This window comes from Psychrobacter aquimaris (assembly GCF_016107525.1).
Lineage (GTDB): Bacteria > Pseudomonadota > Gammaproteobacteria > Pseudomonadales > Moraxellaceae > Psychrobacter > Psychrobacter aquimaris.
Map to the genome: position 1 here is coordinate 99,191 of NZ_JABASR010000003.1, position 16,921 is coordinate 116,111.

Annotated in this window: 15 protein-coding genes; 1 reads left to right on the plus strand and 14 read right to left on the minus strand. The window is 42.0% G+C overall.

The annotated features are described in order from the left end of the window. Positions 1-430 precede the first annotated feature (430 nt). From ispD to JFC10_RS03765, 10 genes are all read right to left on the minus strand, one after another. Positions 431-1,198 carry a 2-C-methyl-D-erythritol 4-phosphate cytidylyltransferase gene (gene ispD / locus JFC10_RS03720; RefSeq protein ID WP_198331728.1) on the minus strand — a complete coding sequence of 256 codons (768 nt, stop codon included), beginning with the start codon at positions 1,196-1,198 and terminating at the stop codon, positions 431-433. 150 nt (positions 1,199-1,348) lie between these two features. Continuing rightward, the gene (locus JFC10_RS03725) at positions 1,349-1,657 is read right to left on the minus strand and encodes an FtsB family cell division protein (protein WP_193011693.1); all 309 of its coding nucleotides are present in this window, start codon (positions 1,655-1,657) and stop codon (positions 1,349-1,351) included. A 124-nt stretch (positions 1,658-1,781) separates the two neighbouring features. Continuing rightward, the gene (eno, locus tag JFC10_RS03730; protein ID WP_045444505.1) at positions 1,782-3,098 is read right to left on the minus strand and encodes a phosphopyruvate hydratase; all 1,317 of its coding nucleotides are present in this window, start codon (positions 3,096-3,098) and stop codon (positions 1,782-1,784) included. Positions 3,099-3,418: 320 nt separating this feature from the next. Next, positions 3,419-5,779, minus strand: a complete 2,361-nt coding sequence (locus JFC10_RS03735; protein WP_198331729.1) for a heavy metal translocating P-type ATPase — start codon at positions 5,777-5,779, stop codon at positions 3,419-3,421. Positions 5,780-6,127: 348 nt separating this feature from the next. After that, positions 6,128-6,352: a heavy-metal-associated domain-containing protein gene (locus JFC10_RS03740; protein ID WP_193011695.1), complete on the minus strand. Its 225-nt coding sequence runs from the start codon at positions 6,350-6,352 to the stop codon at positions 6,128-6,130. Positions 6,353-6,585: 233 nt separating this feature from the next. After that, positions 6,586-6,840 carry a heavy-metal-associated domain-containing protein gene (locus JFC10_RS03745; RefSeq protein ID WP_198331730.1) on the minus strand — a complete coding sequence of 85 codons (255 nt, stop codon included), beginning with the start codon at positions 6,838-6,840 and terminating at the stop codon, positions 6,586-6,588. 30 nt (positions 6,841-6,870) lie between these two features. Further along, the gene (gene kdsA / locus JFC10_RS03750; RefSeq protein WP_193011697.1) at positions 6,871-7,746 is read right to left on the minus strand and encodes a 3-deoxy-8-phosphooctulonate synthase; all 876 of its coding nucleotides are present in this window, start codon (positions 7,744-7,746) and stop codon (positions 6,871-6,873) included. A 230-nt stretch (positions 7,747-7,976) separates the two neighbouring features. Next, the gene (locus JFC10_RS03755) at positions 7,977-9,611 is read right to left on the minus strand and encodes a CTP synthase (protein WP_198331731.1); all 1,635 of its coding nucleotides are present in this window, start codon (positions 9,609-9,611) and stop codon (positions 7,977-7,979) included. A gap of 194 nt (positions 9,612-9,805) precedes the next feature. Next, entirely contained in the window at positions 9,806-10,864 is a 1,059-nt protein-coding gene (locus JFC10_RS03760) for a porin (protein ID WP_193011699.1), read from the minus strand. Positions 10,865-11,626: 762 nt separating this feature from the next. Continuing rightward, positions 11,627-13,825, minus strand: coding sequence for a malate synthase G (locus JFC10_RS03765; RefSeq protein ID WP_198331732.1), 2,199 nt, complete (start codon positions 13,823-13,825; stop codon positions 11,627-11,629). A 676-nt stretch (positions 13,826-14,501) separates the two neighbouring features. Between JFC10_RS03765 and miaE the strand changes: the two genes are divergently transcribed. After that, positions 14,502-15,197: a tRNA-(ms[2]io[6]A)-hydroxylase gene (miaE, locus tag JFC10_RS03770; RefSeq protein WP_406947328.1), complete on the plus strand. Its 696-nt coding sequence runs from the start codon at positions 14,502-14,504 to the stop codon at positions 15,195-15,197. A gap of 124 nt (positions 15,198-15,321) precedes the next feature. Here miaE and JFC10_RS03775 read toward each other — a convergent pair whose 3' ends face one another. The 4 genes from JFC10_RS03775 to JFC10_RS03790 form a co-directional block, all read right to left on the minus strand. Continuing rightward, complete coding sequence (locus JFC10_RS03775; RefSeq protein ID WP_198331733.1) at positions 15,322-15,522, minus strand: hypothetical protein; 201 nt, start codon at positions 15,520-15,522, stop codon at positions 15,322-15,324. A gap of 91 nt (positions 15,523-15,613) precedes the next feature. Then, entirely contained in the window at positions 15,614-16,006 is a 393-nt protein-coding gene (locus tag JFC10_RS03780; protein ID WP_198331734.1) for a hypothetical protein, read from the minus strand. A gap of 109 nt (positions 16,007-16,115) precedes the next feature. After that, entirely contained in the window at positions 16,116-16,367 is a 252-nt protein-coding gene (locus JFC10_RS03785; protein WP_198331735.1) for a hypothetical protein, read from the minus strand. 57 nt (positions 16,368-16,424) lie between these two features. Next, the gene (locus JFC10_RS03790) at positions 16,425-16,595 is read right to left on the minus strand and encodes a hypothetical protein (protein ID WP_198331736.1); all 171 of its coding nucleotides are present in this window, start codon (positions 16,593-16,595) and stop codon (positions 16,425-16,427) included. Positions 16,596-16,921 lie beyond the last annotated feature (326 nt).

Below are 16,921 nucleotides of genomic sequence, written 5' to 3' on the forward strand. Positions count from 1 at the left end.
GAAGTGTGGTTTTTTGGCAGCGATAGAATAAGTAGGTAATATGGTGCGAAATTGATGACAGAAAATCTTAAAGAGTGAGTGATAAAGCCATCGGCTCATTAGTAATGATTGATACAGACTGGTGCCTATTGCAATATCAATTACTGCATTATCCAAACTTATCAATATATAGAAACACTCTAGGTACTATCCTAGATAACTAGTAGTAAGCGTAAGCAAATAAAGAGTAGAGCATTTTTTGATATTTATCAGAATAACGAGGCCGTGTCCTCAATTTTAGAATAGCGATAAAAATGAGATAAATGTTAGGAAAAAAAGGAAGACAGTACAGATAATATGTACATATTAACCAGATATTTGACGCTGTTTGGCATACCTTTAGCCATTTTTAGCCGATTCAGATGACTATCGTTCGAATTGAGGACATACCCTAGGACTGGGCATTAATAATTGCTGCAAGCAAAATGGCATCATCAGGATACGTGAGCTTTATGTTCTGGCGACTACCAGTCACGAGGCGAATGGGCAATGCCAAGTATTCAAATGCACTGGCTTCATCAGTAATGGTCAGCTCGTGTTCAGTGACATAATGTAATACTTTCTGCAGCTGACCTAAGCGAAACACTTGCGGCGTTTGTGCTTGCCACATATGACGGCGATTGATAGTGCGTTTAGCATAAGGATGTATGCTGCTACTAATTGTAGGTTTAACTACAGGAGTCTCCTCTACAAGCTCAGATTGAGCGGTAGACTGGAGATAAGACTCCTTTAAGGTGTCAGCCACCGGTGTCGCTAAGATAGCACCATAAGGCTCTAGCATCGCCGCTTCGATGACTTGTTCAATATCATGATTGGGAACCGCAGGACGTGCAGCATCATGAATAACGACCAAGTCTGAGTCGTCCGCTCCCGCATCAACAATCGCCTTTACCCCTGCCTGTACAGACTGCCAGCGCTCAGCGCCGCCCATGGCATAATGTATAGGTAGCGAAAAATTCAATGTTTGTACCGTACTGTCATCTGCTGCGACGACCAATAAGCATTTATCAATATAAGCGCTACCAGCAAGCCGTGCCACACTATGTTGTAGCAAGGTCTGCCCCTGCAACATCGTATATTGTTTGGCGATAGAGGATCCAAAACGACTACCGCGACCCGCAGCGACAATCATGGCATGTACATTAGGTTTGGTATTCATAAGGCAATGTTCATAAAGTAGTATTCATGGTTAGAACCCATGACAGTATGGCTAGGGAGAAATGAAGAATAAGAGAGGTAATAAATTTCAGATAAATAAGGTTTCTATTATAGACAATAGAAGATCATAATTTTAGACAGTTAAGGGCAATTAATAACGGCTATGTGTCGTGGGCGCCGTAGATACCTGTACAAAGGTCTCGTTCGGCTTAATCAAGCCCAAATCTAAACGTGCGTGCTCTTCTACTGCCTCAAGACCATTTTTCAAGTCATGCACATCAGTACGCAATAAGTTATTTGCCGCCACTTGGTTTTCGTTTAGGCGTTGTTGATCTTCGATTTGAGTCAGCAATTTATTATGCTCAAAGCGACCATTTTCACCCAGCCAATACTGATATTGCAGTCCTAAAAGGACGGCAACGGCTAGAGCAAGTAGCATAAATTGGCTAAAGTATTTCATAAGATAATAACGCCAAACAATATAGAGACAATAATTAAAATAAAAAACCAGCTAAGCTTACTAAGCGATATACGACCCTATTAATGATGACATATCGCCTAGCTGTAGCAAGAAATCTGGCTTGTTAACCACGTAGACCGATGAACTCTTCACGACCACGATAGCTTGCACGGACTTGTTGCTCAATACGTAACAGCTGATTGTATTTTGCGACACGGTCTGAACGGCATAGTGAGCCAGTTTTAATCTGACCAGCAGCAGTACCAACGGCTAAATCTGCAATGGTGCTGTCTTCAGTTTCACCTGAACGATGTGAGATAATGGTTGCATAGCCATTTTTCTTCGCTAGATAGATCGCATCTAACGTTTCGGATAAGGTACCAATTTGGTTAAATTTAATCAAAATCGCATTAGCAATATGCTTATCGATACCTTCTTGCAAGATAGCAGGATTGGTCACAAATAAATCATCACCAACCAACTGAACTTTATCACCAATCTGCTCAGTCAAATATTTCCAACCATCCCAATCAGACTCATCAAGCCCATCTTCGATAGAGATAATAGGATATTGACGTGCCAAACCGACTAGATAATCTGAGAATCCTTGGCTATCAAAGGCTTTATTGCCCTCGCCTGCCAAGATATATTGACCATCTTTATAAAACTCACTAGCCGCACAATCTAGCGCCAAATGAATGTCTTCGCCCGCTTTATAGCCTACTTGCTCAATCGCTTGCATGATGACCGTGATAGCTTCTTCGTTGCTACGTAAGTTTGGCGCAAAACCACCTTCATCACCAACTGCAGTATTTAGGCCTTGTGATTTCAACACAGATTTCAAGCTGTGGAAAATTTCTGTACCAGCACGCAGCGCTTCTGAGAAGCTGGTAAAACCAACAGGCTCAATCATAAATTCTTGGATATCAACCGTGTTGTCCGCGTGCTCACCACCGTTTAAGATATTCATCATCGGTACAGGCATCGTCAGCGACGTCTGATTGCGCAAGTTTGCAATGTATTGATGTAATGGCAAGCTTTGTGACTTGGCAGCGGCTTTTGCAGTAGCAAGAGACACCGCTAGCATGGCATTAGCACCAAGACTGTCTTTGTTTTCTGTGCCATCTAGCGCAATCATTGCATCATCAATGCCTTGCTGCTCGGTGACGTCTTTGTCCATCAACGCGCTGCGAATCTGGCTATTGACGTTAGCAACGGCTTTTTTGACGCCTTTACCCATATAGCGACTTTGGTCACCATCACGTAGCTCAAGCGCTTCGCGTGAACCAGTTGATGCACCACTTGGCGCAGCAGCACGGCCGATAGTGCCATCAGCTAAGATTACATCGGCTTCGATGGTTGGGTTACCACGCGAGTCTAAAATCTCACGGGCGCGAATGTCTTTAATTGCGGTGACGTTGGTGGTTTCTTCAGCGTACATAATGTCTGTTAATTCCTTTGGTCATGCCAAGTTTGTGGGATAAATAACGGCAACTAGAATACAAAAAAGATAAAGCAAAATCTCGTATAGTGCTATGCCCAAACCAGCTTTGCTTACCTCTATAATCAGCAAGTTTTGAGCAAGATTAAAGGTAGTTTTAATACTTTAACCGTCAGCTATAGTGCTTGGCATCATAGCATAAATTTTGCCAAACTTCCCTTATCTTACACCGACTGGCGCTCATAAAATCACACCTAGATGAACAAATTACCAATTATGGATTTGTCTCAACACCCATAATATCAAAAGTAATATGACTCTTATGCTTTCGTTAGACGCTTTGCTTTAGTCTCGGAGCCAGATACTGTGTTATCCAGCTCAACCTCTGTTTTAAATTGAGTCAAACGTAACGCATTCATTAATACAGAAATAGAACTAAGCGCCATCGCAGCAGCGGCAATCATAGGATTTAAAAAGCCAAAAGCAGCAAGCGGAATACCCAGACAGTTATAAATGAAGGCAAAAAATAAATTTTGCTTGATGTTGCGCACTGTTGCATTAGCGATTTTTTGCGCGGCGTCAATATGCATGAGCGACTCGCCCATCAAGCGGGCAGACGCACTATGCTGGGCGACATCTGTGCCTTCAAACATGGCAAAGCTTGCATCGGCAGTTGCCATCGCTGGCGCATCGTTGACACCATCGCCTGCCATTGCAACCTTATGACCAGCCGTTTGCAACAAGGCAATTTGACTGGCCTTATCACGTGGGCTCATTTTACCATAAGCCTGTTCAATACCCAGCTGCCCTGCCACATGATCGACGACAGACTGCTTATCACCACTCATCAAAATGACATTGATACCTGCATCTTGTAGCGCAGTAATAGCTTTCGGAGTATCTACTTTTAAGTCATCGGCTAGGGCAAAAGCACCTAAAGCTTCATCATTAATACTGACGGCGACGGTACTGGCAATTTGCCATACCTTTGGCATCAACTTAGGCAGCGTTAAGTTAGCAAACTCTGCGGTACCGACTTTTACCACACCCAGACCTTCAATATTTGCTTGTATACCAGCGCCTTTAATGACACTAATATCAGTCACATTCATCAAGGGCAAGTTTCGCTCAGTAGCCGCGTTAATCAATGCTGTTGCTAGCGGATGACTGGCATGCGCCTCAACGCTTGCTGCAATTTGTAGAACATCATCGACTGCAAGCGATTTATCCACCATCACATGATCTACGATAGTCGGCTTACCAATGGTCAAAGTACCTGTTTTATCGAGCACTACTGTATCAATGTTGCCTGCCGCTTCAAGGCTTTGTGCATCTTTGAACCAGACACCATGACGAGCAGCAACACCCATACCAGCCATAATAGCGGCTGGCGTTGCCAAACCTAGGGCACAAGGACAAGCAATGACCAACACCGATACGGCATGCATTAAGGCAGTATCCATCATGCCAGTCAGCCACCACGTCACCCCAAAGGTGATAAGCGCAATGGCAACGACGACTGGTACGAATACTGCCGTCACTCTATCGGCAAGACGGGCTAAATTGGCTTTTGAGCCTTGGGCATCGCTGAGGGCTTGTACCATATCACCAAGCTTTGTATCACTACCTTTAGCACTGACGCGGTATAACAAGCTGCCATTTTCGACCAAGGCCCCTGCCAACAGCTTATCTCCCACTTCTTTTTTAAGCGGTACCGACTCACCCGTTAAGTGACTCTCCACACACCAGCCACTGCCATCAATGACTACCCCATCCGTTGCGACACGGCTGCCTTGTTTAGCACGCAAAATATCACCAACTTGCACGTCTTTAAGAGCAACATTGTGAAAATCGCCATTCGGCTGCTGCTGTTCGACTTCATCGGGGGTTAAGGACAATAATAAATCGATACTATTGAGGCTGTGTTTTTTGGTGCGCTCTTCTAGATATTTACCCGTACGCACAAAAGCAATGACCATGACGCCTGCTTCAAAATACACCGCAGGACTGCCATCCGCACCGTGACCACCAGCATGACCACTTTGCAGCAGACTAGTTAAAGTACCATCGCCATGTGTCAGCCACAGATACGTTGAATACGCCCAAATGGTTACCGTACCGATGACTACCAATACGTCCATATTGGCAAGACCACCTTTGATAGACGCCCAAGCACTTTTATAAAACGGTAATGCCAGCCCAAACTGTACAATGGTCGCTAATATAAACTGAAGCCAAACCGGTGGCATCCACGCCATACCCTGTCCAACGAGCATACCTGCCATACCAACTAAAAACGGCACCAAGCAAATCCATAACCCTATCAAGCGCCACGGGTACTGAGTCGCGGTATCTTCGTCTGTTTTTGCAAATAAACTATCGGCCGCCTGCAAATTAGCAACGAAGCCTGTTTTATTTACCCACTCTGTCACCTGTTCAGGCGTTGTCTGGGTCGGATCATAATCGACATTAGCAGTCTCACCAGCGAAGTTTACACTCACCTCGTATACCGACGGCTTTTTATTGAGCACCTTCTCAATTCGTGAGGCACAGGCTTGACATGTCATCCCCTCAATCGCCAACTGCAAGTGTGCACGCTGCGGCGTGTGCGGCGTATTGGATTGAATATCAGTTTTTACATCGTAGGCATGATGAGTATCAGTTTGGGTAGAATCATTCATAAATAAAACTCGGTATGGCGTTATGGCGTTATAAAATCGTCTGAGTTAGGACAGCAACTCAGTGGATGGGACATCTAAGTCAAACAAATATCACACTTTAAAATTTAATATTGGTATGGTCGAACTGAATAATTAGTAGGCGACTCTCAATAAATAATTGCACTAAGGCTAAATACAGGTATTAAACATTAAATGGTCATGATTAATAGTAATTCAAATCTTTCAACCCTTTCAGCTTCTTTAGCGATACTGAAAAAGAAAACACTGTATTTCGACAATACTATCAATAACTTTTAATCATTAAAAAACCAGCCATGATAGCTGGTTTTTTAATACGAACGAATGAGCTTAAGCATTGGCAACAGTAGCATCAAAGCCAGCATCTTCGATAGCAGCAGCAATTGTCTCGACACTGGTTTTGCTGTCATCAAAAGTAACCGTCGCTTGATTGTCTGCAAGCTCAATACTGATATCGTCTAATCCATCGATATCGGCAGTAGCATTATGCACACTTGCCACACAGCCACCGCAAGTCATGCCATCAATTTTAATAATACGTGTTTGGTTTGCCATGAAAGGCTCCTTATTCTTGTAACTGAATTTTTATCAGTGAGTAGTTATATATTGACACAAGCTGCTTTTATCATTGTACTTCAAAGCTTTATAAAAACAGTATTCAACTAGCATAAGCTCTATCACGGTTAACAACAAGTCTCTTTAGTTGTCACTTTATTAATAGAACCGTACATTTAAGCCTAAGCGACAGGTCATCTGTCTTATTTTAGAATCAGAGCTCTTAATAAAAGCTAATCATCATGATGTGGGTTTTGCGGTGCATCAAGAGGAAACGGCTGGGTCACATAATCGACAGTACTAATTGCTGCGGTAAAGGCATGGATACTGGTGTCTGTGTCTTTATAACGTATGGTGGCAACATTATTATCAGGATCAAGCTCGATGGCCGTCACCCCTGCGATATTTTTCAATGCTGTCATCACACTCTTTAACCCTTCATCATCATCGATATTTTCGATACTGACTTTTGCTGTTTGAATCGCCATGATCTCAGTCTCTTATTATCTGCGAATAAATTAATGAGTATCTAACACCTCAAAGCCTTTGACCAAGTCATCAATTTGCTTAAGCTGATGCAAAAACGGCTCTAACTGGCTCATACGTAGAGCACACGGACCATCGCATTTTGCGGTTTCTGGGCTTGGATGCGCCTCTAAAAATAACCCCGCCAGTCCTGTCGCTATCCCTGCTCGTGCCAATGTTGTGATTTGTTCACGGCGACCGCCCGCACTATCGCTACGTGCACCCGGCTGCTGTAAGCTATGCGTCACATCAAAGAACACCGGTATATTCATCTGCTTCATGGTATCAAAACCTAGCATATCAACGACCAGATTATTATAACCAAAGGCACTACCACGCTCACAAAGAATCAATTTATCGTTACCCCCTTCGAGGCATTTATTAACGATGTGACGCATCTCATGCGGCGCTAAAAACTGCGCTTTTTTGATGTTGATAATCGCATCTGTCTTCGCCATCGCATGTACCAAATCTGTCTGACGCGATAAGAATGCAGGTAGTTGAATGATATCTGCCACTTCAGCGACGGGTGCAGCTTGATACGGCTCATGCACATCAGTAATGATCGGCACTTGGAACTTTTCTTTGATTTGACCTAGCCAATCGATACCCTGCTCTAACCCAGGACCTCGATACGAGTGCAGGCTTGAACGGTTGGCTTTATCAAAACTGGCTTTGAAGACATAGCCAATACCCAAACGCTGACATATTTCGACATATTGCTCCGCAATCTCGAATGCTAATTCCTTTGATTCTAAAACATTCATACCACCGAACAACACAAACGGCTGATCGTTACCGATATTAATAGTATTGCCATTTGGCGTAGTAAGTTTGATATGTGATTGCGCCGTTGATAAATGTTCCATGAAGTCGTTGCCCTCTTTATTGTTATCAATATTTCTATCCCATATTGTAACCGATAGACTCAGTAAAAAAAGGGGTTAAGCGTAATTGCTTACCAACCATTAGAAAAATTGTCATGCGTATTGCTGAAAAACAACCTCATTCGTGACCAAAGTAATCAAATTAAACTCAAAAAAAAGACCAATCCGAAGATCAGTCTTTTTTATACATGCAAATTTTCATACGTTAACGATTATTTGTTTTCGTTATAGTTCTTAGCCGCTTTTACAAAGCTGTTGAACAGTGGATGACCACCGCGTGGCGAGCTGGTAAATTCAGGGTGGAACTGTACGGCAACAAACCAAGGATGATCAGCAATCTCGACCGATTCTACTAGGTGCTGCTTGGCAGAATAACCAGATATGGTCATGCCTGCTTGCTCTAATGGCTCGATATAGCGATTGTTCATCTCATAACGATGGCGATGACGCTCAGTGATATTTTTGGCGCCATAGATTTGGCTCAGCTTACTACCAGCAACCAATTCGGCTTGCTGCGCGCCCAAACGCATGGTACCGCCAAGGTCGGAGTCATCACTACGAATCTGTAATTCGCCGCGCTCATCTAACCACTCAGTGATAAGACCAATGATAGGCTCTGCCGTTTTGCGATCAAACTCAGAAGAGTTGGCATCAATTTTGAGTACATTACGCGCGTATTCAATCACTGCTAGCTGCATACCAAGGCAAATACCTAAATATGGAACGTTGTTTTCACGAGCATAAGTGATGGCTTTTATTTTACCCATCGTACCGCGCTCACCAAAACCACCTGGTACTAGGATGGCATCAGCATTGTGTAACTGCGCCAATAAGCTGTCATCATCTTCTAGACGCTCAGCATCAACATAGTCAATCTTGACATCGGCTTTATGAGTGATACCAGCATGCAGCAGTGCTTCGTTGATCGACTTATAAGCATCAGGTAACTCGACGTATTTACCAACCATCGCCACCGTGAGAGTCATTTCAGGATTAAGTTGAGCTTCAACCACTTTATCCCAATCACTTAAATCTGCTTCTGGTACATCTAAACCAAAACGCTCACAGATCAAATCATCAAGATCCTGTTCATGAAGCGTGCGTGGTATTTGATAAATACTTTGGGCGTCCTCACACATAATAACCGCACGCTCTTCCACATTAGTGAACAGCGCTATTTTGCGACGGTTGTCTGGTGAGATGTGGTGATCAGAGCGGCAAATCAATATATCAGGCTGCAATCCGATAGAACGCAGCTCTTTTACTGAGTGCTGCGTTGGCTTGGTTTTGGTTTCGCCTGCACTAGCAATGTAGGGAACTAGCGTCAAATGCATCAGCATGGCTCTATTGCGGCCAAGCTCTACTTGCATTTGGCGTACGGCTTCCATAAATGGTAGCGATTCAATGTCACCAACGGTACCGCCAATCTCAATAATAGCGATATCATACCCTTCACCACTGGCTAAGATCTTACTCTTAATTTCATCAGTGATGTGTGGAATAACCTGTACTGTACCACCAAGATATTCACCACGGCGCTCTTTATTTAGAACGTTTTGATAGATACGACCACTAGTGAAGTTATTGCTCTTACTCATTTTTGAATGGCGTAAGAAGCGCTCATAGTAACCCAAATCTAAATCGGTCTCTGCGCCATCTTCGGTGACGAATACTTCGCCATGCTGGAATGGGCTCATCGTACCTGGATCGACGTTGATGTACGGATCCATCTTGGTCATCGTGACGGTCACGCCACGGGCTTCTAAGACCGCTGCAAGAGAGGCTGCGGTGATACCTTTTCCTAGTGAGGACACTACCCCACCGGTCACAAATATAAACTTGGTCATAGTACTCTGTCGGTAATTGGTAAAGAAGGATTTTACTAAAAATACGTCAAAAAATATAGGGCAAAAGCACAAACTCTTTGAAACATTCAGTTTTTAGTACCTAGCTATTATAACGTACTACCCACTCAAATAGGACATAACAAAAAAACTCACCCCGAAGGATGAGTTTTTATAATCAGATTCTAATGCTTAGATTAGAATTTGTATTCTAGACCACTACCAACTACGAATACTTCAGCATCGCCTCTAGTAACTAAAGTCTCACCATCTACATCAAGACTCTTAAGATCATCAGCATTGTTCATACCAGCATAGGCATGCATGATGATGTTGTCTTTAAAGAAGTATTTGCCACCAACAACGATTTGGTCTGAATTAGCATCATTCCAACCATTAAGGTTATCAGTTTTGTTGTATTGTGCGTATACAGATGCTGGACGAGCAAAGTTACTTAGACCCATTTGAGCACTAACCACTAAACCTTTTTCTTTCTTAGTATCACGAGCATAATCAAAATCAGCTACTTGATATAGCGCACCAAGTGTTACAGGAGCGGCGATGTATTTACCTAAGTCTACAGTTGCAGTACCACGGATGATATCACCTTGAATGTTCTGATCTTTGTCATAAGCCACACCAGCAGTGAAGCCTGTACCTTGGTCAAACATCATTGCAACGCCAAAACCAGCATCATTGTTGAAGTTATCATCATCAGAGCTATACATAGCATACAATTCTAATGGTAGATTATTGTATTTTGGTGCAGTCCAAATAGCTGAGCTATTGATACGACGACTGTCAGCCATGTTTAAGGCTTCAACAACGTCGTCTTCCATGTCGTTAGTACCCATGTTATCCCAATAACCTTCGTTAACAACAACGTTGTTAATTTTGTCTAGGCTAGATTGGTTTTTACCAACACGGAACTCACCGAATTGCTTGTTGTTAACACCAAGATAAGTATCACGGTTAGAGAAAGTATCATTATCACCGTCGATGCTTGTGCCATACTCTAACTGATAGATAACATCAGTGTTAGCAGTCATGGCTTCAGAGCCTTTAAAGCCTAAACGTGAAGAATGAGAGTTGATTTCTACTGTGTTTTCATCGAAATCTTCACCAGCCGCAGTTGCATTGAAATCTGCATTGACATAGTCAAGAGCTAAGAATGCTTTACCATAGACAGTCGGCGCTGCATTGGCTGCAGATACAGATAGGGCAGCAACTGCTGTAGCTAAAAGTAGTTTTTTCATGGGGTATCTCCACTTTACAATTTTAGTAATAAGCTAGCTATTATTAGCTGGTGCTCATAATGGTATCGTCACAAATCCTCAAAGATATAATGTGTAACTGGCTACCGAGATTAGTCAGAAACAAGTGTGGCGAAGTTCTATTACAGTAAGATGAAAAAAACCATGACTTACATAACTGGGATTAAAAAGTAACTGCCATGTAAACTTAGGTCTTTATCGCTCCGTTGCGTAACATCCGTTACCAAACTCATACTTCGAATACAAGCATAACAACTTTGACATAATTTGCAACATATTTTTTCAATTTTTAAACTCAGTATTTGTTGAACACTATATCTACTATAGAATGTAGGTCTGCGCAGAAAAAATCCCTACCTGCTCAAATAGATAAAGATATTATTGATTAATATAATTACCAAGAACTTGAAATTATCGTAATGAATACTTTTTAATTCACAGAAATAAAGCCCTACTTATTCATTAATAAGTAGGGCTAATAAAAAATAATAAATGTCATTTATGGCATGTTGACAGTCACAATTGGCATCGATAAATTGATACAAAAGCAGAGAAAAAGCGGTTCTCACGGCTATTGTGTCAAAAATATTTGCTGATAGTAACTAAAGTAAACACCCATTACCGATTTCTTATTAAGCACATGAGCCAAAAAGCAGCCGCTGTCAGTCATTTAAGAATCCTAAGGCAAAATTCATCATGCCTTATCTTAATATTAACCTGCTTTTACTATTAACCTGCGTAATATTAGCAGCCTGCTTTTAGATCAAGGCGTGCCTGATGCAGTAATGGCTCAGTATAGCCACTTGGCTGCTCACGACCTTTAAAGACCAAATCACAAGCCGCTTTGAACGCATAAGAATGGTCAAAGCTATCTGCCATCGTCTGATAGTCGCTATCCTCTGCATTTTGCTCATCAACGACTTTTGCCATACGTTTCATGGTATCCATTACTTGCTGCTCGCTAACCACGCCATGGTGCAACCAGTTGGCAATATGTTGGCTAGAGATACGCAAGGTAGCACGATCCTCCATTAGACCAACATCATTGATATCCGGTACTTTAGAACAACCAACGCCTTGATTTACCCAACGTACAACGTACCCTAAGATGCCCTGAGCATTGTTGTCTAGCTCTTGCTGCTTCTCTTCGTCTGTCCAATTGGTGTTTTTTGCTAAGGGGATGGTCAAAATGTCGTCTAAACTGGCACGTTCACGTGATTTTAGGCTGTCTTGAACATCAGCAACACTTACTTGATGATAGTGCATACTGTGCAAGGTTGCTCCTGTCGGTGATGGTACCCATGCAGTACTAGCACCAGACTTAGGATGGGCAGCTTTGGTGTCCATCATCTCTTTCATCTCATCAGGCTTCGCCCACATGCCTTTACCAATCTGAGCAACACCCTGTAGACCAGTCTCTAAACCGATATCAACGTTCCACTGCTCGTAGGCTGGCTGCCATGCTTGTGACTTCATCTCACCCTTAGGTACAAATGGGCCTGCATTCATGCTGGTATGCATCTCATCACCAGTACGATCTAAGAAACCCGTGTTAATGAAAATAACACGCTCTTTCGCTTGGCGGATGGCTTCTTTTAAGTTGACCGTCATACGGCGCTCTTCATCCATGATACCGATTTTGATGGTATTACGCTCTAAGCCTAATAAATCTTCTACTGCATTGAATAAATCGTTGGCCATTTTGACTTCTTCAGGGCCATGCATTTTTGGCTTCACGATATACATTGAACCTTTACGTGAATTCGATAGCTCATTTTTACCTTTAAGGTCATTGAGCGTTAATAGTGGTGTAATCAGACCATCCATCAAGCCTTCGAATATTTGTTCTTGACCATCACCCAAGTCGACCAATATTGCAGGGTTTTGCATGAGGTGACCGACGTTACGAATCAGCAATAATGAACGACCTGGCAGGATAAGCTTGCCACCGTCTGGAGTGGTGTATTCACGATCTGGATTTTGCTGACGTGTGCGGGTTTTGCCACCTTTTTCAAAGGTTTCTTGCAAGTCACCATTCATGAGACCAAGCCAATTGCGATACACTTCCACTTTTTCTTCTGCATCAACAGCAGCGATTGAGTCTTCACAATCTTGGATCGCCGTAATGGCTGACTCTAGTAGCACATCTTTGATATGAGCAGGATCGTCTTTACCGACTGGATGATTGGCATCTATTTGAATTTCTGCATGCAAGCCGTTGTTTTTTAATAAAATACCCGTTGGATTTTCTGCATCACCGACGAAACCAACGAATTTTTCTGAATCTTTTAGCTCAGTACTGCTATCACCTTGGACAATTTCAAGCTTACCATCGACCACTTTAAAGCCGGTCGCGTCGTTATATGAACCTGACGCCAATGCAAAGTTTTCATCTAAGAATTGTTTGGCATAAGCAACGACAGCAGCGCCACGAGTTGGATTGTAACCACCTTTTGCTTCTTGACCATTTTCGTCACTGATAACGTCAGTACCATATAAAGCATCATACAAGCTGCCCCAACGAGCGTTGGTTGCGTTCAATGCGTAGCGCGCATTACGTACTGGTACGACCAGCTGCGGGCCTGCAATATGAGCAATCTCATCATCGACATTTTCTGTGCTAACTTTAAAATCATCGCCTTCTGGCAACAGATAGCCAATCTCTTGTAAGAATGCTTTGTAAGCAGGATAATCAATGTTGCCGTCTTTGGCAGGATGCTGCAGGTGCCATTGGTCAATCTGCGCTTGAATCTTGTCACGAGTTGCAAGCAATGCTTTATTGCGCGGCGTAAACTCTTTAATGACCTTTTCAAAACCTGACCAATAACTGTCTGAATCAACACCGACTTTCGGCAGCACTTCGTTTTCAATAAAGTCATACAATTGCTGGTCGATGGCAAGAATGCCTTTTTGAATACGATTGGCGTTAGAAGACTGGCTCATGTTGTTATCCTTATCTGTTCGTGAGGGGTGTAAATACGAAGTTGCTACCGCAATGATTACACATTGTCGGCCTTAGGCATCTATTCCAAATTTAGATGAAATACTAAGTAAACCTACTGATATATCATACAAGCTTGTCGTGAATAGTGACTCAACTATTTATGCTATGCTATTAACCTATGTTTTTTGCCGCATTAGCCATTAGCATAGTCAAAGCATTTGATTATGGTGTCAACCTCGCTTAATGTACTTAGTGTACAATTTGAGCTCGGTTGCCTTGTACCCACTTTAAACGGTTCAACTGCATAATATTGGCAATCATCACCACTGCAACAATACAATATGGCTACACATCAATAGTAAGACAAAATAGCGCTTAAGCAAAATATCATCCTACTATCAAACAAAGAAATAAACAAGAAAACATCATTCATTAAATAAATACTGGGGTTGTATAAGAATGATAACCTATATGACATAAGCGCTAAGAGGTTTTATTAGCACTTATTGATTAGTACCTCATCCAGTACAGATAAACTATCAGTAATCATTACCTCACAGATTTATGCTTAACCGTTATCTATTTAATATTTGAAAAAGACATTTTAAGCGTTCGATTATGGCAAAGACTATGAATAAAGAAGATATGACAATCAAGAACAGTAATGACAAGGTCATGAACGACAGCAGTATAGAAGAACATCTTATAGTGAAAGACGATATCGAAGAGGACGATGTCGATATCGCAAAGCTACGCACCCCGATCAAGGTTGACCTATCTGCTGTTTATAATTTTTTGGGTGCGCGCACGACGCAAGCTTGGGTTAATGCGGCTATTGCGAATGTACCGCTGATCATTCAAGATCATGCCAATTGCGAAAAAAAGGCCGCTGGCACCGCCATGAATCTCATATTCCGCTATGAGTTTTCTTATGATTTGCAGCGTAAATTGGCGCAATTGATACGTGAGGAAATGCTTCATTATGAGCAGGTCTTAGGTATCATGAATGACCGTGGTCAGGCATGGAAATATCTGAGTGCCGGACGTTATGCCAAAGGTATGTTAAAACACAAACATACTTATGAGCCAGCAGCGATGGTTGATGTATTGATAATCGGCGCATTTATCGAAGCGCGCTCTTGTGAACGTTTTGCCGCGCTTGCTGAAGTCATCGACGACGAGCGTTTGGCAAAGTATTATCGCTACTTACTGAAGTCAGAGAGTCGTCACTTTGAGGATTATTTAGCCTTGGCTCAATCACTATCTGAGGACAGCATTGATGAGCGCGTCGCGTTTTTCAAAGAAGTAGAAGCCGAATTGATCTCTAGCCCAGATCATGAGCTACGTTTTCATAGCGGCACCCCTGCTTAAATCCACGCGATTAGACATCGTTTTATACAGTAAAAAAGTGAAGTAACTGACCGAGTTCCATGCTCCAATCCGTTACTTTACTTTTTGCTCTTCTATTTAAATTTTGTTATCTCAAAATAAATGGTTATTTATCATCTTTCATTAATGGGCTGTCGTATTGTTTATTATCTTTAGCGACATGATGAGGATCGTGATCATCGGTTGCCCTTTCTGCCGCTGCTGGATTGACTTTTTGTAACGCATCAGCGGGTACGATACCATTATTGTCGTTCGCATCTCTTAACTTATGGCTTTGGCTGACGACCTTGTCATCTGGCGTACTCATCATCATTCCTTATTAAAGTAGTCATTCTATGAATAGAGTAAAATTTGTATTTAATGAATTCTGTATATAATGAATTCTGTATATAAAGTTATTAGTCTTTTTCGTCAGGATTTAACACCCGTGTTTGGGCATTATCGATGTTTGCATAACGATTCATATTGGTAATACCTTCGCTTTTGGACGTCTCGCTAACCATCGTATGCTCATTTACGCCATCATCAAAGGCGTTACCTTCTTGGTCTCGACGATCAGGCTGACGTGCTGGATTATCATTATCGTTCACATGCTCTGAATTGACGATGCCTTCTTCAAAGGTATCTGTTCCTTTGTTTTCAGTGATCTTCTTTTCAATACCACTATCAACCTCACTATGCTCATGAGAGGTAGCATTACTGGGAAAATTATCATCCGAATCGCGGCTATTAAGAAGGTTTTCAGTTTCACTAATTTGTGTCTTGGTGAGTGCTGGATCATTGGTTTGCATGGCTATATCCTTATTATTCATGTTTTAGCAACTGCTTGGTTTTTTGATAGCGGTTTAGCAGATTATTAATCTGACTGAATATCCAACCTAGGCATCAATCAATTTAATGCTATTCATTGTCTTCTTGGCTCAAATCATAGACATTCAAATCTGCAACGTTCTTGCCACCAGCTGGTAGATTCTCTTCTTTACGAGGATCGACATATATCTCGTCAGTTTCTTGCGACTCTTGTTGTGGACCATCGATATTAGGTTCGTGCTTACGCCCTTCGTAACTGTCTTTTGTATTATCTGGATGTAATGCTGGCTTATCATTGACCTGTAATTTTTGTTCATTATTCAATTCGTTGGTGGCAGTCATAGCGCATCCCTCACGTCAGTATGTAAAATATGTTCATTCAAGCATTTATGTGGCATGCTATTTATCTGTACGCAAATCATTTTCAATAAAAGAGGTCTGCTCGTCTTTACTTAATACTTCAGGCGCATCGACTGCTTTATTATCTTGAAGGTTTTGCGCAATTTTTTGACTATCTGCGTGTTCAGCAGCTTTTTTGATATCTGATGTGTCATTATTGGTATTGCTCATGATTGCTTCCTATTTTTATAATTCGTTGATTTAGACAGTTTCTACTCTTTATAGTAAAGCTATCAATTGTGCTTAAATTACTAGAATGCTGTCTTTTTATTAAACGATCAAATCAGTTGGCCAATAGCATTGGGGCTGACCTTGATTATAGGGATGAGATAAAGGGCTGCACCAGTGTGCTGCCGTATCAATATGTGAATAAATGTGAGGTTACAAGACAGTTTGTAACTTATGCAGAACGTTTGCCCAAATAAAAACCCAAGCGTAGAGAGTCATCTACGCTTGGGTTTTATGGATCATGCAGACGCCTTTACCGCTATAAAAAC

Excerpts from the sequence above, each read along its gene's own strand:
- ispD (WP_198331728.1), bottom strand. The coding sequence starts at position 1,198 with ATGAATACCAAACCTAATGTACATGCCATGATTGTCGCTGCGGGTCGC.
- JFC10_RS03725 (WP_193011693.1), bottom strand. The coding sequence starts at position 1,657 with ATGAAATACTTTAGCCAATTTATGCTACTTGCTCTAGCCGTTGCCGTC.
- eno (WP_045444505.1), bottom strand. The coding sequence starts at position 3,098 with ATGTACGCTGAAGAAACCACCAACGTCACCGCAATTAAAGACATTCGC.
- JFC10_RS03735 (WP_198331729.1), bottom strand. The coding sequence starts at position 5,779 with ATGAATGATTCTACCCAAACTGATACTCATCATGCCTACGATGTAAAA.
- JFC10_RS03740 (WP_193011695.1), bottom strand. The coding sequence starts at position 6,352 with ATGGCAAACCAAACACGTATTATTAAAATTGATGGCATGACTTGCGGT.
- JFC10_RS03745 (WP_198331730.1), bottom strand. The coding sequence starts at position 6,840 with ATGGCGATTCAAACAGCAAAAGTCAGTATCGAAAATATCGATGATGAT.
- kdsA (WP_193011697.1), bottom strand. The coding sequence starts at position 7,746 with ATGGAACATTTATCAACGGCGCAATCACATATCAAACTTACTACGCCA.
- JFC10_RS03755 (WP_198331731.1), bottom strand. The coding sequence starts at position 9,611 with ATGACCAAGTTTATATTTGTGACCGGTGGGGTAGTGTCCTCACTAGGA.
- JFC10_RS03760 (WP_193011699.1), bottom strand. The coding sequence starts at position 10,864 with ATGAAAAAACTACTTTTAGCTACAGCAGTTGCTGCCCTATCTGTATCT.
- JFC10_RS03765 (WP_198331732.1), bottom strand. The coding sequence starts at position 13,825 with ATGAGCCAGTCTTCTAACGCCAATCGTATTCAAAAAGGCATTCTTGCC.
- miaE (WP_406947328.1), top strand. The coding sequence starts at position 14,502 with ATGAACGACAGCAGTATAGAAGAACATCTTATAGTGAAAGACGATATC.
- JFC10_RS03775 (WP_198331733.1), bottom strand. The coding sequence starts at position 15,522 with ATGAGTACGCCAGATGACAAGGTCGTCAGCCAAAGCCATAAGTTAAGA.
- JFC10_RS03780 (WP_198331734.1), bottom strand. The coding sequence starts at position 16,006 with ATGCAAACCAATGATCCAGCACTCACCAAGACACAAATTAGTGAAACT.
- JFC10_RS03785 (WP_198331735.1), bottom strand. The coding sequence starts at position 16,367 with ATGACTGCCACCAACGAATTGAATAATGAACAAAAATTACAGGTCAAT.
- JFC10_RS03790 (WP_198331736.1), bottom strand. The coding sequence starts at position 16,595 with ATGAGCAATACCAATAATGACACATCAGATATCAAAAAAGCTGCTGAA.